At 51.6% G+C, this 13,998-nt stretch carries 15 protein-coding genes; 8 read left to right on the top strand and 7 right to left on the bottom strand.

Translation table 11 applies throughout. The annotated features are described in order from the left end of the window. Together rsfS and P2W74_RS16345 are read right to left on the bottom strand one after the other, a co-directional pair. Positions 1 to 318 (bottom strand): ribosome silencing factor, encoded by a 318-nt coding sequence (gene rsfS / locus P2W74_RS16350; protein ID WP_162382576.1) that lies wholly within the window; start codon positions 316 to 318, stop codon positions 1 to 3. Between the two features lie 257 nt (positions 319 to 575). Beyond that, entirely contained in the window at positions 576 to 1,187 is a 612-nt protein-coding gene (locus P2W74_RS16345; RefSeq protein WP_276292433.1) for an adenosylcobalamin/alpha-ribazole phosphatase, read from the bottom strand. 99 nt (positions 1,188 to 1,286) lie between these two features. Here P2W74_RS16345 and cobD point away from each other — a divergent pair, with 99 nt between their 5' ends. Further along, complete coding sequence (cobD, locus tag P2W74_RS16340) at positions 1,287 to 2,381, top strand: threonine-phosphate decarboxylase CobD (RefSeq protein ID WP_276292432.1); 1,095 nt, start codon at positions 1,287 to 1,289, stop codon at positions 2,379 to 2,381. On the opposite strand, the gene nadD is transcribed toward cobD, so the two are convergent. The 4 genes from nadD to leuS are packed head-to-tail and all read right to left on the bottom strand — an operon-like array spanning position 2,356 to position 7,221. Further along, positions 2,356 to 2,997 carry a nicotinate-nucleotide adenylyltransferase gene (nadD, locus tag P2W74_RS16335; RefSeq protein ID WP_276292431.1) on the bottom strand — a complete coding sequence of 214 codons (642 nt, stop codon included), beginning with the start codon at positions 2,995 to 2,997 and terminating at the stop codon, positions 2,356 to 2,358. The genes cobD and nadD overlap by 26 nt on opposite strands. A 2-nt stretch (positions 2,998 to 2,999) precedes the next feature. Then, positions 3,000 to 4,031, bottom strand: a complete 1,032-nt coding sequence (gene holA / locus P2W74_RS16330) for a DNA polymerase III subunit delta (protein WP_276292430.1) — start codon at positions 4,029 to 4,031, stop codon at positions 3,000 to 3,002. Beyond that, positions 4,031 to 4,624: an LPS assembly lipoprotein LptE gene (gene lptE, locus P2W74_RS16325; RefSeq protein ID WP_276292429.1), complete on the bottom strand. Its 594-nt coding sequence runs from the start codon at positions 4,622 to 4,624 to the stop codon at positions 4,031 to 4,033. The genes holA and lptE overlap by 1 nt, the downstream gene beginning before the upstream one ends. Positions 4,625 to 4,638: 14 nt before the next feature. Next, entirely contained in the window at positions 4,639 to 7,221 is a 2,583-nt protein-coding gene (gene leuS / locus P2W74_RS16320; protein WP_276292428.1) for a leucine--tRNA ligase, read from the bottom strand. A gap of 235 nt (positions 7,222 to 7,456) precedes the next feature. Here leuS and P2W74_RS16315 point away from each other — a divergent pair, with 235 nt between their 5' ends. The 3 genes from P2W74_RS16315 to P2W74_RS16305 all read left to right on the top strand — a co-directional run bounded on the left by P2W74_RS16315 (position 7,457) and on the right by P2W74_RS16305 (position 8,451). Further along, the gene (locus tag P2W74_RS16315; RefSeq protein WP_276292427.1) at positions 7,457 to 7,939 is read left to right on the top strand and encodes a zinc ribbon-containing protein; all 483 of its coding nucleotides are present in this window, start codon (positions 7,457 to 7,459) and stop codon (positions 7,937 to 7,939) included. A gap of 111 nt (positions 7,940 to 8,050) precedes the next feature. Next, the gene (locus P2W74_RS16310) at positions 8,051 to 8,200 is read left to right on the top strand and encodes a hypothetical protein (protein WP_276292426.1); all 150 of its coding nucleotides are present in this window, start codon (positions 8,051 to 8,053) and stop codon (positions 8,198 to 8,200) included. A gap of 35 nt (positions 8,201 to 8,235) precedes the next feature. Beyond that, complete coding sequence (locus P2W74_RS16305; RefSeq protein ID WP_276292425.1) at positions 8,236 to 8,451, top strand: hypothetical protein; 216 nt, start codon at positions 8,236 to 8,238, stop codon at positions 8,449 to 8,451. Positions 8,452 to 8,467: 16 nt separating this feature from the next. Here P2W74_RS16305 and P2W74_RS16300 read toward each other — a convergent pair whose 3' ends face one another. Next, positions 8,468 to 9,451, bottom strand: a complete 984-nt coding sequence (locus tag P2W74_RS16300) for a tetratricopeptide repeat protein (protein ID WP_276292424.1) — start codon at positions 9,449 to 9,451, stop codon at positions 8,468 to 8,470. Between the two features lie 165 nt (positions 9,452 to 9,616). On the opposite strand from P2W74_RS16300, the gene P2W74_RS16295 reads away from it, so the two are divergent. The 4 genes from P2W74_RS16295 (at position 9,617) to P2W74_RS16280 (ending at position 13,994) form a co-directional block, all read left to right on the top strand. Then, positions 9,617 to 10,327 carry a DUF1266 domain-containing protein gene (locus P2W74_RS16295; protein ID WP_276292423.1) on the top strand — a complete coding sequence of 237 codons (711 nt, stop codon included), beginning with the start codon at positions 9,617 to 9,619 and terminating at the stop codon, positions 10,325 to 10,327. Continuing rightward, positions 10,324 to 11,757 (top strand): J domain-containing protein, encoded by a 1,434-nt coding sequence (locus P2W74_RS16290; RefSeq protein WP_276292422.1) that lies wholly within the window; start codon positions 10,324 to 10,326, stop codon positions 11,755 to 11,757. Before P2W74_RS16295 ends, P2W74_RS16290 begins: the two co-directional genes overlap by 4 nt. Positions 11,758 to 11,829: 72 nt before the next feature. Next, the gene (locus P2W74_RS16285) at positions 11,830 to 12,528 is read left to right on the top strand and encodes a DUF1266 domain-containing protein (protein WP_276292421.1); all 699 of its coding nucleotides are present in this window, start codon (positions 11,830 to 11,832) and stop codon (positions 12,526 to 12,528) included. Then, positions 12,525 to 13,994 carry a J domain-containing protein gene (locus tag P2W74_RS16280; RefSeq protein ID WP_276292420.1) on the top strand — a complete coding sequence of 490 codons (1,470 nt, stop codon included), beginning with the start codon at positions 12,525 to 12,527 and terminating at the stop codon, positions 13,992 to 13,994. Before P2W74_RS16285 ends, P2W74_RS16280 begins: the two co-directional genes overlap by 4 nt. Positions 13,995 to 13,998: the final 4 nt, after the last annotated feature.

Here is a 13,998-nt window from a genome sequence, read left to right as displayed (position 1 = left end):
TTAACTCCAGAGTTTTTCCAGTTCGTACAGACGACGGCTCTCTTCCTGCATGACATGAACGATGACATCGCCCAGGTCAACGACGATCCAGTCCGCGACGTTTTCACCTTCAACGCCGAGCGGCAGCATACCGGCAGCGCGAGATTCCTGTACCACGTGATCGGCGATGGACATAACATGACGGCTGGATGTACCGGTGCAGATAATCATGCAGTCGGTGATACTGGATTTACCCTGAACGTCTAAGGCGATGATGTCCTGACCTTTCAGGTCATCAATTTTGTCAATAACAAAATCCTGGAGTGCTTTACCCTGCAAGTTTTCCCCCTGGGGTATGAATAGAGATAAAAAGGTCCGTTAGTATACCTGAACCAGAGGCGATGTCGGGACAAAAGTCACCGAACAGGCTTTAGAAAGTGGGCTATCATCCCACCCCGCGCAACAGAATGCATCGCCATTTTTGTAAAACAATTTCTGCGAAGCTCTGAAAGACGAAAAAAGTCTGGCTGCGGAGGATATCAGCCTGTCAGGGGGTGTCAATGATCGCGACGCCGTTGAGGTGAAAAAAGAGCGTTTTACTCACCCGGCTTCCAGACTGCCCGACTGTTCAATACCTTTAAGGTGGCAAAATCTTCACAGAAATCAATGGCGCTCCAGCAGCCCTGATCGACCCGGAAATGCCATATTGAGGTGGCGGGCATCGATAATAGCCGTGCAATCAGCAGGCTCAACACGCCCTGGTGGCTGACCACCAGTAAGTTATTATATTCTTTGTAATCAGATAATTGTGCGATGAAACGTTCGATACGCTGCGAAAATGCCTGGAAACCTTCGCCATTGGTGGGAATGGCGTTTTGCCAGTCTGCGCACCAGGCGGCGTAGCTTTCTGCGTCTTCACGTGCCAGATCGCGGTGGTGTCGCATTTCCCAGTCGCCAAAAAACATCTCATTAAGCTCCGGCAAAATACGCAGCGGAACGTCGCGTTCGTGCAGGACTAACCGCGCGGTGTGGCGGGCGCGCTCCAGTTCACTGCAAAACACCTTCTCGAAAGGCACTTCACGCAGCAATGTATGCAACGTGCTGGCCTGCGCTATTCCTTTGTCTGTCAGCGGTGTTGGAGCATGGCCACTGTATAGCCCGGCTACGTTAGCTTCGGTTTCCCCATGACGTACTAACCAGAGTCGCATTTTTCCCCTCTTGATACCTGATTCACGCAAAACATGATATTCGCCCTGATTGCTCAAGGTTTTTTCAATAAACTAGACGCTTTTAACCGGAGCGGCACGATGTCTCTACTGAAGAGTGAACATGGCGGTAACACCCGGGAAGCCGCCGCATTGTTGGGCATCTTGCCTGAACAGCTGCTGGATTTTAGCGCAAATATCAATCCCCTGGGTATGCCTGAGAGTCTAAAACGCGCGATCATCGACAATCTTGCCAGTGCAGAGAAATATCCTGATGTGGAATATTTCAGCCTGCATCAGGCGCTGGCGCGACATCACCGCATTCCTGCTGCGTGGATTCTGGCGGGCAATGGTGAAACGGAGTCTATTTTTACGCTGGTGAAAGGTCTCAGGCCACGCCATGCGATGATTGTGACCCCAGGGTTTGCCGAATACCGTCGGGCGCTACAGTGGGGGGATTGTTCTATACATGAGTTTGCGCTACGCGAAGCCGATGGCTGGCAGTTGACTGACGCGATCCTTGACGCGTTGACGCCTGAGCTGGATTGCCTCTTTCTTTGTACGCCCAACAACCCGACCGGGCTGCTACCTGACCCCCATTTGATCCTGGCGATCGCTGAACGCTGTAAAACGTTGGGGATCGCCCTGATCCTGGATGAAGCGTTTATTGATTTTATTTCTGACCAGCAGGGATTTATTCCGCTGCTGGAAAAACATCCGCACATCTGGGTACTACGCTCGCTCACCAAATTTTACGCCATGCCGGGTCTGCGTCTGGGGTATCTGGTCAACAGTGACGAATGTGCCGTGGCGAAGATGCGCAATCAGCAAATGCCGTGGTCTATCAATGCGTTTGCGGCGCTGGCCGGTGAGATTATCTTGCAGGATACCGCTTATCAACAGGCGACGTGGCGGTGGCTGGCGCAAGAGGGGCCGCGATTTTATGCGTTTTTGCGTGAATTACCGGGACTGACGGTGTATCCCGGTCAGGCGAATTATCTTCTGTTACGCTGTGACCGGAAGGGCGTTGATTTACAACAGGCTTTGCTGGAGCAGCATATTTTGATTCGCAGTTGCGCCAACTACCCAGGGCTTGATGCCCGTTTTTATCGGGTGGCGATTCGTAGCCGTGAGGAGAATAATCGGGTTCTCGCTGCGCTAAGCGGAGTGTTTACCGATACAGTCCCTGCTGATTGATGTAGTTCAGCACCGACTCTGGCATCAAATCATCGCAGGGCTCACCTTTTTCCAGACGTTCGCGGATTAACGTTGCGGAGATATTGAACCACGGGGTTTCTGCCAGATAGATTTTCCCCGCAGGTAGCTGGTGTAAATCATCTGGCACAGACGTCAGATGGCGTTCCAGCCATTGTTGATGTTGCTCGTTAGCCATCGCCAGCGGGTATCCGGGACGCCGACAGACAATCAAATGGGTATTATCCAGAATGGTTTCATAGTCATACCATGAGGGAAAGGTGAGCAGTGAGTCCTGGCCGATGATAAAAGCCAGAGGGCATTCCGGGCCCTGTTCAATCCGCCATTCGCGCAGCGTTTGCGCAGTATAAGAGGCAGTGGGGCGCTTCAGTTCACGCTCGTCCAGGGCAAATAACGGTTTGTCGGCGATGGCCAGTTCAAGCATGTGTTTGCGCTGGAGACCAGAGGCTTCTGGTTGCTGGCGATGCGGCGGCACGTTGTTGGGCATGACAATGACCCGGGACAAGCCAATCAAATTGGCCAGCGTTTCTACGGGTTTGAGATGACCATAATGCACCGGATCAAAGGTGCCGCCAAACAGAGCCTGCAGTGATTTCATAATCAACCATCAATAAAAACATCGGCCAGTGCTTTATGACAGAGCAGGAGAGAGAGTCCCTCCAGCTCAGTCCATACCGACTGACCATAATCTTGTTTAAGCGTAATTTCTGTACGTGTCAGTAACTGTACCGCCTGGCGGAGCTGGGTCTGACTCAGGCGATTCAGCGCATCGCCAACCATGCCCCGACGATTTTGCCATACCCGATGCTTGTCAAATAAGGCGCGCAGCGGCGTATGCGTAGATTGCCGTTTCAGGTTAACCAGTAACAGTAACTCACGCTGTATTGTGCGCAGCAGAATCACAGGTTCGCTGCCTTCGAGCCGTAGCTGCTGCAAGATATGCAGCGCGCGTTTGCTTTTGCCCATCAATAACGCGTCCACCCAATGGAAAGGGGTAAAATGGGCAGCATCGTTAACGGCTTGCTCCACGCGGGGCAGAGTGAGTTTCCCGTCGGGCCACAACAGTGACAGCCGTTCCAGCGCCTGCGCCAGCGCTAACAGGTTACCTTCGTAGCAGTAACACAACAGCTGATTTGCCGCGTCATCCAGCTGTAGACCATTTTGCTTTGCTCGTGCGGCAACCCAGCGCGGAAGCTGGGCTTGCTCCGGCGTCTGGCAACTGACCTGCACGCCCGCCGCTGTCAGCGCGGTGTACCATGCTGCATTTTCCTGGGCTTTGGTGAGTTTATTGCCCCGAACGATCAGCAGGAGATCGTCATGCAGCAGAGTGGTCAGTGTCGCGAGTTGCTCGTTGATGGCGGCATTGGGGCCATTCTCGGGGAGCAGTAAAAGGAGCGTTTGCCGACTGGCAAACAGACTCATGGCCTGACATATCGAGAAAAGTGAATCCCAGTCGGTACTGGTATCGATCGTGACGGTGTGGTGTTCTTCAAATCCATTTTCGGCAGCGACCTGACGGATAGCATCCTGGCTTTCCTGCAACAGGAGCGGGTCGTTGCCCAGCAATAAATACGCCGCGCGCAGCCCTTCATTGAGCTGTGCGCGGAGTTGTTCAGGGTACAACTTAAGCATCAGTTACCCAGCGTGGTAGTGACGCGTGACGATGAAGATGCCGGAGCGGCGGTTGAATTCTCAACAGCCGCCTTGTCCTCTTTGGATGACTGAACATCAGCAACATGAACGCTCGGCAGTTTACGAATCAACTGTTCGGCAGCCTTGTCGTACATCTCTTTGATGATCATCTCCTCTTCGTTATCCTTCGCCAGCGCCATCTGCGAGTTGTCGAAGAACGAGCGATATACCTTCACGCTGATAGGATAAATGTCATTCCCGGGAACCAATACGCTGGCGTTAACGGTCATTATCATTTGATATTCCGCCGTTTGACCGTCCCGGAAAACAGAGGCCGTATCTTTTGCGATACTCACCCGGCCCAGGCGCAATGACGGAACATCCTGGCGCATCGAGTCTTTTTCAAGCAATTCGATATCATTCAGACGTAACTGATTACGCACCGCACGGCTTAACGGGCCGTTCGGATCGCCTGAGTCCAGAATCATGGTTTTCATCGTGTCAGGAACCTGCGTGGTATTACGCAGGTGCCAGCCACACCCGGCGGTGGCAAGCACCGCCAGAGATAACACCAATGTTGTCAGAAATCGCACGCTTCCTCCCGCGCTTAGCCAACGACCAGATTGAGAAGTTTACCCGGAACGTAAATCACTTTACGCACGGTAACCCCATCAAGATATTTTGCCACCAGATGTTCCTGGCCAGCACGTTCGCGAACCTGCTCTTCAGTTGCATTCACCGGAACGGTGATTTTGCCACGGACTTTGCCGTTGACCTGAACCACAACCAGCGTGGAGTCTTCAACCATAGCGCTTTCGTCAGCTACTGGCCACGGCGCGTTATCGATATCGCCTTCGCCTTTCAGCGCCTGCCATAAGGTGAAGCAGGCATGCGGTGTGAACGGGTTGAGCATACGGACCACCGCCAGCAGCGCTTCCTGCATCAGGGCGCGGTCCTGCTCGCTTTCCGTCGGTGCTTTCGCCAGCTTGTTCATCAGCTCCATAATCGCGGCGATCGCGGTATTGAAGGTCTGACGACGACCAATATCATCGGTCACTTTCGCAATCGTTTTATGCACGTCACGGCGCAGTGCTTTTTGATCTTCGCTCAGGCTTCCGACATTCAGCGCGACAACATCGCCCTGAGACGTATGTTCGTAAACCAGTTTCCAGACACGTTTCAGGAAGCGGTTTGCCCCTTCAACACCGGACTCCTGCCACTCCAGCGTCATATCAGCCGGGGACGCAAACATCATAAACAGACGCACGGTGTCCGCGCCGTAACGTTCAACCATGACCTGCGGGTCGATACCGTTATTCTTGGACTTGGACATTTTGCTCATGCCGGTATACACCAGCTCATGGCCCGCGGCATCTTTGGCTTTAACAATACGGCCTTTTTCGTCGCGCTCAACGATAGCATCAACCGGAGAAACCCAGTTACGCTCGCCGTTCTCACCAACGTAGTAGAAGGCGTCTGCCAGCACCATACCCTGACACAGCAACTGCTTAGCCGGTTCGTCAGAGTTGACCATGCCCGCATCGCGCATCAGTTTGTGGAAGAAGCGGAAATAGAGCAGGTGCATGATGGCGTGTTCAATACCACCAATGTAGATATCAACCGGCAGCCAGTAGTTTGCCGCTTCCGGGTCCAGCATACCGTCGTTGTACTGCGGACAGGTGTAACGCGCGTAGTACCAGGAGGACTCCATAAAGGTGTCGAAGGTGTCGGTTTCGCGCAGCGCTGGCTGGCCGTTAACGGTGGTTTTCGCCCACTCAGGATCGGCTTTGATCGGGCTGCTGATACCGTCCATCACCACATCTTCCGGCAGAATCACCGGCAGTTGATCTTCCGGGGTCGGCAGTACCGTACCGTCTTCCAGTGTCACCATCGGGATCGGTGCGCCCCAGTAACGCTGACGGGAAACGCCCCAGTCGCGCAGACGGTAGTTAACTTTACGCTCACCTACGCCCAGCGCCGTTAATTTGTCGGCGATAGCATTGAAACCCTCTTCAAAGCTCAGACCGCTGAATTCACCAGAGTTAAACAGAACGCCTTTCTCGGTTAGCGCTTGTTGGGACAGATCCGGCTCGGAACCATCAGCCGCCAGGATAACCGGTTTGATATTCAGACCGTATTTTGATGCAAACTCGTAATCGCGCTGGTCGTGACCGGGAACTGCCATTACGGCGCCGGTACCGTATTCCATCAGGACAAAGTTTGCCGCCCATACCGGGATCTCTTCACCCGTTAACGGATGAACCGCTTTAAAGCCAGTATCAACGCCTTTCTTCTCCATGGTCGCCATATCTGCTTCGGCAACTTTGGTATTACGGCATTCGTCGATAAAGGACGCCAGCTGTGGGTTATTCTCGGCCGCTTTCTGCGCCAGTGGGTGACCCGCAGCAACCGCCAGATACGTGGCGCCCATAAAGGTGTCAGGACGGGTGGTATAGACGGTCAGCGTGTTGTCATAACCGGTCACGTTAAAGGTGATTTCTACGCCTTCAGAGCGACCAATCCAGTTACGCTGCATGGTTTTAACGGTGTCTGGCCAGTGATCCAGGTTGTCCAGATCGCGCAGCAGTTCGTCAGCGTAAGCGGTGATTTTGATAAACCACTGAGGGATCTCTTTACGCTCAACTTTGGTGTCGCAGCGCCAGCAGCAGCCGTCGATCACCTGCTCGTTTGCCAGTACGGTCTGGTCGTTAGGGCACCAGTTCACCGCTGACGTTTTCTTATACACCAGGCCTTTTTTGTACAGCTCGGTGAAGAATTTTTGCTCCCAACGGTAGTATTCCGGGGTGCAGGTCGCCAGCTCGCGGCTCCAGTCATAGCCGAAGCCCAGCATTTTGAGCTGGTTTTTCATGTAGGCGATGTTGTCATACGTCCACGGTGCCGGGGCGGTGTTATTTTTTACCGCCGCGCCTTCTGCAGGCAGACCGAATGCATCCCAGCCGATAGGCTGCAGGACGTTTTTGCCCAGCATACGCTGGTAACGGGCGATCACGTCACCGATGGTGTAGTTACGTACGTGGCCCATGTGTAGTCGACCAGAAGGATAGGGAAGCATAGACAGGCAGTAATACTTCTCTTTGCTCTCGTCTTCGGTTACTTCAAATGTGCGCTTCTCATCCCAGTGAAGCTGTACTTTGGATTCTATCTCTTCCGGGCGGTATTGCTCTTGCATGGCAGCCAGTGGTCCTGTTTTCAATACAGCTACAAACGTAGCCTTAGAGGTGGTGTTTCAGATCCGCATAGCATAGCCCAAACGCCCGCGTCAAAACAGCCTTTCGCGCATTCTGCTCTGAATTCCCGCAAGGACAATTCTTGCACGAATTTACATACTCTGTGGGCACTCTTGCAGAGTGGCGCGCAAATAACGTCTATTATTATAGACAGTTAACGACCCAGGAGGCGAAGTGATGAACAAGGTTGCTCAATATTACCGTGAACTGGTGGCGTCATTAAGCGAACGCTTGCGAAATGGCGAACGAGATATTGATGCGTTGGTAGCACAAGCGCGTCAGCGTGTTTTGCAGGCAGGGGAGTTAACACGAACGGAAGTGGACGAACTGACGCGCGCCGTCAGACGCGACCTGGAAGAGTTCGCCATTAGCTACGAGGAGAGCCAGAGCGAGGAAACCGACAGCGTTTTTATGCGGGTGATCAAAGAGAGCATCTGGCAGGAACTGGCCGACATCACCGACAAAACGCAACTGGAGTGGCGTGAAGTTTTTCAGGATTTGAGCCACCATGGCGTCTATCACAGCGGAGAGGTAGTAGGGCTGGGCAATCTGGTCTGCGAAAAATGCCATTTCCATTTAGCGGTCTACACCCCGGATGTGCTGCCGCTGTGCCCGAAATGCGGTCATGACCAGTTCCAGCGTAGGCCGTTTGAGCCGTAAGGGTTTATCTCGCTGATCCGCCGGTTTATGCTGGCGCTGATGGTAAAGGTGTTCCGTGAGGAGCACCTTTATGCGTATTGGGAGATATATAAAGGAAATAAATAACATGAGTTGTTTTATTCACTATTTCGTAGAGTGGGGATCGCGCTTGTTTTAGGTGTGGTTTCTGTTCCCGCGCTTGCCGATATCACCCTGACACCCACGGATGAACAGCAAATCTGCGAACCGCACTGGATGAAAGAGGTCGCGACAGAGTGGTGATTTTCCCTGAGTGGTAGAGCAGAGCCTCTCGTCTGGTGTATGTCTACGATATTCAACAACAGCAGTGGATTCAGGTTCTTCCGGCTATTGCCAGAAATTTCAATATTCAGGAAGGGGCGAAGGCCGCGGATATTGTGCAACGCGACACCCGGCATCCGGGGCTGCTGAAGGTGACGCAGGCGGTGCGGGATGACGAGAATGAAGTCACCACCACGCAAGTGATGTCGAAGAAGCTGCTGGTGCTGAAATAAGCGCTTTCGGGTGGTGTTAACCAGCGAGTAACGCTTCCACTTCCTGAATTTTTTCGCGGACATCCAGTTCGTTCGACAATTGCACTTTTTTGTACAGGTCGAGCGCCTTGTGGAGATCGGCTGGCATACCTTCACCATAATGGTACATCAAGGCGATGTTATACCAGGCGATAGGATTTCCTTGCTCCGCCGCTTTATTAAACCATTCCAGCGCGAGCGGGTAGTTTTGTTCTACACCGCGGGCGTTTCTATACATATAGCCAATATTGACACAGGCTCCAACACTGCCCTGGTCTGCCGCTTTCAGATACCAGTACATTGATTGCTGGTAATCCTGTTCGACACCTTCACCCTCGTTATACTGATACCCTAACGAAAACTGAGCCCTGACTCTGCCTTGCAAAGCACATTTCATATACCAGTATGCGGCCAGAGCCTTACTTTGGGGAACACCAATACCGTCATTGTACATATCCGCCAGATTTTCCTGGGCGTAGTCGTAGCCCTGCATTGCAGCCTGTTTATGCCAGTAGATAGCCTGCTGATAGTCCTGCTCAATGCCTTTTCCCGCTTGATACATTCTGGCCAGATTGTTCTGGGCATTGTAATGACCTCGTTCTGCGCCCATACGGTACCAGGCAACAGCATCTTCGTAATGGAGTTTTATCTCTTCAGCAAGTATCCACCCCACCATGTTAGGGGCTAATTTATGCCCCTGAAGGGCGGCTTTCTTAAACCAGGTGAGTGCTTTTTCGTTATCTTTGCTGGCACTCTCATCATTGTTGTACTTTAACCCAAGAAAATATTGTGCCTCGCAATGGCCTTGTTCGGCGGCCTGGTGTAGCCAATAGAAAGCTTGTTTGTCGTCATCGGAGTTACGCACGCAGTCATTATTATAATAAATGCCTAATATATATTGAGCTTCGTATTCTCCCTGGCAGGCAAGCTCAATGATCTCTTCCTGAGACAATCTGTCACATATGTTTGATGAATAAATCATTATTGCTCCCTGTCATATTTAATATATTTATGATTTGTTATTAATATTTCCTGTTTTAGCGCGTGCCCTATTTTGTGCATACTATACAGTGTTTGATGCGAATAAATAAATGTGTTACGCGTCTTTGTTTTTATAAATGGAGTGAATATTTAAGAAGGAAGTCTAATGGACATGGAGTCTCAATCTTTGCTTTTTGCACTCTCCACCCCCATGGAGGTGCTTAATGAATTCCACTGCTTACCCTCACATTCTTCGCCGAGAATGTATTTAGGCAGAAGGTTTTTCGACCTCTCCTCTTCCTGGGGGATTAATAATCGTGATGATTTACTTAAAATGCTTCGTACCCGGATGGACGGTGGTCATGCCACACAACTTGCTTTCCTCTATCATCGATGGTTTCGCTTTTCCCCCACCGAGTGGCGTGAATACGTAGGTTCATTGAGTGAACGATACCGTGCTTATGCGCAGTTTGTCGCCAGTACCGCCGCATGTTGTGGAGAAGGGGGCATTAAGTCCTGGGACTATGTCCGTATGGGCTTTTTATGTCGGGTTGGGGTGCTCAATCGGTGGTTGACGGAAGAGGAAAGCTTGTGGATCCAGTCGCGTATCCATGTACGCGCTATCCACGCTTATCGCGGTTGGGTGCAATATTTTGCGGCCTATTCTTTCGGGCGGATGTACTGGCAGGCACCTGAGGATAACAACCTGCCATTATTGTGCGATGTTTTAGCCCGTAAAGAATATGACGAATCGGGCAACAGCATGTTTCATGAACTCCTTGCCGGTGAGCATCGATTTTATACGACGTTGCCGTGGGAATACTTTGCTGAATATCCCACCCGCCCGGACACGCTTAAGGAGTTGAGCGAATTATGAAAAGCTGCTGGGAGACGCTCAATATTGCTATGACGGAAAACAAGGATATTATTCGTCAGGCATATCTGGCGTTATTACCTTCCTTTCACCCGGAAACGGATCCACAGGGGTTTAAACAGCTACGTCAGGCCTATGAAGAGGCACTGCTGCTGGCTGAATCGCCATCTGAGGAAACGGACACATCTCCGCATCCGATGGCGGTAGAACATGACGTTCTCATTGCATTCCGCGCACTGTTAGCCTCGGATACCGAACGTTTTCAGCCTTCTGCCTGGCAACGGTTTATCCAGCGATTGAATACGTACTCTATTGATGAAGTTGATGAATTGCGCTGGCGGTTGTGTGAGATTGCGATGGCGAGCGACTATCTCTCTTTTGATTGTATTAGGCTGTTAGCTGAACGCTTAAGCTGGCGTCAGCAGCCTAACACTGAACAAATCGTTCAGGAAGAGCTCGAATCATTTCTGGATACTCTTGGTAGAGGCGATATTTTCGCTTTCAGCACATTAACCGACCTTTCTGCTGTTGCTCAAAATGAAGCGATAGATTTTTTCCGTATGTTTGGCCGAATCTGGTTCAACCACCCCGAATGGTTGGCGGCTTTTTTGTCCATTCATCGCACGGTCGTGACCCCTGACGATACCCGCCTCCATCGCAATTTACTGCGCTGGTACAGCGCACTGAAATGCGGCATGCCGGAATTGCTGGCCTACGCACGCGCGTGGCGTGAAGCGGAACCCGAAAACGAAGATGCTCACTATTATGCGTGTGCTCAGCGCGTGTACTGTGGTGAAAGCGATAGCCTGCTGCCCGATCTTTGCGCCTTCTGGCAGCGTTTCCCTTCAACACAGGCGGACGCGCTCCTGCTGTACTGGTGTCGCCAGCACCGGATTGGCACTGCTCCCTTACTCGCGCTGGTCATCGAAGCCAGAGAGCGGGTGAACGAGAAAGGCAAACCGCTGGTTTACATTCCGGGTGACAGCGCCCATACCCGTTTGTTATGGGCGGATATTCTGTATAGCGGCGATTTGTCGCCGTTAAGTCGTGATTTCCTGACATCGTGGCTGAATATACGCAGTAAACCGAGGATGAAACAGACGCCGGGCCAGGAAAGTGGCTCAGGTCCCTTATCGTCGCTCTATCAGGCGGCCGATCGGCTGGTCTGTTCCGAGCCGCCAGCGGAAGCACCGTTGCAGTCTTTAGTGAGCCGACTTGATGACGCGGCATGCTGCCCACTGGAGGCCATCATCATTCGCTGGTTATTGGTGAGCTCTGCCGAGGCAAGCCGGGTTGAAACATCTCAACCGGCTAAAGTGGAAAGTGAAGCAGCTGACAACGATGGCCCTGGCATTATTAAAATCATTTTCTACATTGTGTTGATTTGCGGTGCGGTGGTCAGAATTTTGCATCACCTTGCGGCGACGGGTTAAGTCGTGAGCGTTGCTTCAGTGCGATCAACGGAGTGTATATTTAGCGAAATAAATGACTGACAGGGATTATTTATGGATAAGGACGAACAATATTTACTTTTTGCACTTTCTGCGCCAATGGAGGTGCTGTATAGCGGCAATGAACCTTCGCACTCTTCGCCTGCAATGTATACCGGAATAGATCATGTCGATCTCTCTGATTCATGGGGTATTGAGGATCGTGAAGAGTTAATTCAAACCATTTACCGAATGACCGATGATGGTCATGCGGAAGGTCTGGCAGGGCTTTATTCCGCCTGGTTTCATTTAACGCCTCGTGAATGGCGTGAATCGATGACCAAAATGGGTGACCGTGGGCATATCTACGCCCGCTTCGTTGCCGAAACAGCTATGTGCTGTGGCGAGGCGGGAATTAAGGCCTGGGATTACGTGCGGATGGGTTTTTTGTGCCGGATGGGGGTACTGAATAAATGGTTAACGGAAGAAGAGAGCCTGTGGTTACAGTCACGAATCTATGCGAGGGCCGGTCATTTTTATAATGGCTGGATGCAGTATTTCGCCGCATACTCCCTCGGGCGCTTGTACTGGCAATCCTCTGACAGTGAAAGTCTACGCGATACGTTGGTTCGTTATAGCTATGATCGTTCAGGTGGGCGAATGTTCGATGAACTGGTGTCCAGTGGGGAGCGTTTTTATATCACATTACCCTGGAGACCTTTAGTCACAGAGCCGGAGTGCCCTGAAACGCTTAAAGGAGTGAGCGACCTATGAAAACCTGTTGGCAAATCCTCGGCGTTGAAGCCACGACGCAAATAGATGTAATCCGCCAGGCTTATCTCGCACTGTTACCGTCGTTTCATCCTGAAAGTGATCCGCAAGGCTTTAAACAGCTTCGTCAGGCCTATGAAGACGCGCAGCGCCAGGCGCAACAACCTGACGATGATATTGTGGTCGATGTTGAGGATGAGCATGACATTCTTACCGCATTTCGGGCCCTGGTGGCGTCAGACCGCGATCGTTTTCAACCCTCTGCCTGGCAGCGATTTATTCAACAGCTAAATTTGTGTCCGATGGACGAGATCGACAAGTTGCGCTGGCCGCTTTGCGAGATAGCGATGAATACGCGCCATATTTCGTTCAATTGCCTCTCTTTATTAGCCGAGCGATTAAACTGGCAGCCTTCACAGAAAAACGACGTGATAGACGAAGAGCATCAGGAAGCATTTCTGGAAGCCGTAAAGTTGGGTGACTGTTTTGATCTCCTTAGTATTGCTGAATGGTCAAACGCTGCGCAAAACCAAACCATCAGCTATTTCTTCGAACTTGAACGTATCTGGCATTATCATTCCGAATATTTAATGACATTTCTGCATCAAATTCACGGAACCTGGGTTATCCCTGATGACAAACAACTACATCGTAAACTGTTGCGTTGGCACAGTGTATTGCGATGCGGAGGAGAAGAATTATTAAAGGTTGCCTATGAATGGCGGGATGCTGAACCAGAAAATGAGGATGCGCACTATTGCCTTTGTGTCCAGCGATTGTGCCTCCAGGAAGGAGAGAGCTTACTGCCCGATCTCTGCGCCTTCTGGCAGACCTGGCCCTCGACACACGCTGACGATCTGCTGTTGCACTGGTGTCGCCAGTATCGCCCCGATTATTTCCCGCTGTTGGTACTGGTGATTGAAGCTCGTAGCCTGGTCGATGCTGAAGGAATGTCGCTGAAGTATGTTCCCGGCGAAAGCGCGCGGACGCGTCTATTGTGGGCGGAGATTTTGCACAGCGGTCGGCTGTCGTCATTGGGCCGCTCGTTTGTCGAGTCGCTGCTCTACAAACGGAAAGCCATGTCGTGGTCGAAGACGATGCTGAAGGAGCAGGGCGAACCGGAAACGCCGTTACTCGATCTCTACCGGACGGCTGAACAAGTTGTCCTCGAAGCGTTTCCGAAACAAAAAGCGTTTTATCGCTTGCTTATGCGTCTGGAAGCCGATGAGGCTTGTCCGCTGGAAGCGCTGGTCACTCGCTCATTACTTGCTAAAATCCCTCTGAAACAGGGCGATCTTCGTGACAAGAAAGACCTTGAGGAAGAGCTTCAGGAGGCGAAAAACGCACCGCCTGAAGTTGAAAAAACGGCCCCTGATGTACCAACCAGTAACACAATGAAAGTACTAAAAATCATCGGCTTCATTGCGCTAATTGTCGGCGCCTTAAACCGATTCTTCCATTTTTTCTAGCGCA

The sequence above is a fragment of the Citrobacter enshiensis genome (genome assembly GCF_029338175.1).
Classification (GTDB): Bacteria; Pseudomonadota; Gammaproteobacteria; order Enterobacterales; family Enterobacteriaceae; genus Citrobacter_D; species Citrobacter_D enshiensis.
This window is presented reverse-complemented; position numbering and strand designations above follow the sequence as displayed.

What these genes read in the sequence shown, in the direction of transcription:
- P2W74_RS16345 (WP_276292433.1), bottom strand. Translation starts at nt 1,187, where the DNA reads ATGCGACTCTGGTTAGTACGTCATGGGGAAACCGAAGCTAACGTAGCC.
- cobD (WP_276292432.1), top strand. Translation starts at nt 1,287, where the DNA reads ATGTCTCTACTGAAGAGTGAACATGGCGGTAACACCCGGGAAGCCGCC.
- nadD (WP_276292431.1), bottom strand. Translation starts at nt 2,997, where the DNA reads ATGAAATCACTGCAGGCTCTGTTTGGCGGCACCTTTGATCCGGTGCAT.
- holA (WP_276292430.1), bottom strand. Translation starts at nt 4,031, where the DNA reads ATGCTTAAGTTGTACCCTGAACAACTCCGCGCACAGCTCAATGAAGGG.
- leuS (WP_276292428.1), bottom strand. Translation starts at nt 7,221, where the DNA reads ATGCAAGAGCAATACCGCCCGGAAGAGATAGAATCCAAAGTACAGCTT.
- P2W74_RS16315 (WP_276292427.1), top strand. Translation starts at nt 7,457, where the DNA reads ATGAACAAGGTTGCTCAATATTACCGTGAACTGGTGGCGTCATTAAGC.
- P2W74_RS16300 (WP_276292424.1), bottom strand. Translation starts at nt 9,451, where the DNA reads ATGATTTATTCATCAAACATATGTGACAGATTGTCTCAGGAAGAGATC.
- P2W74_RS16295 (WP_276292423.1), top strand. Translation starts at nt 9,617, where the DNA reads ATGGACATGGAGTCTCAATCTTTGCTTTTTGCACTCTCCACCCCCATG.
- P2W74_RS16290 (WP_276292422.1), top strand. Translation starts at nt 10,324, where the DNA reads ATGAAAAGCTGCTGGGAGACGCTCAATATTGCTATGACGGAAAACAAG.
- P2W74_RS16285 (WP_276292421.1), top strand. Translation starts at nt 11,830, where the DNA reads ATGGATAAGGACGAACAATATTTACTTTTTGCACTTTCTGCGCCAATG.
- P2W74_RS16280 (WP_276292420.1), top strand. Translation starts at nt 12,525, where the DNA reads ATGAAAACCTGTTGGCAAATCCTCGGCGTTGAAGCCACGACGCAAATA.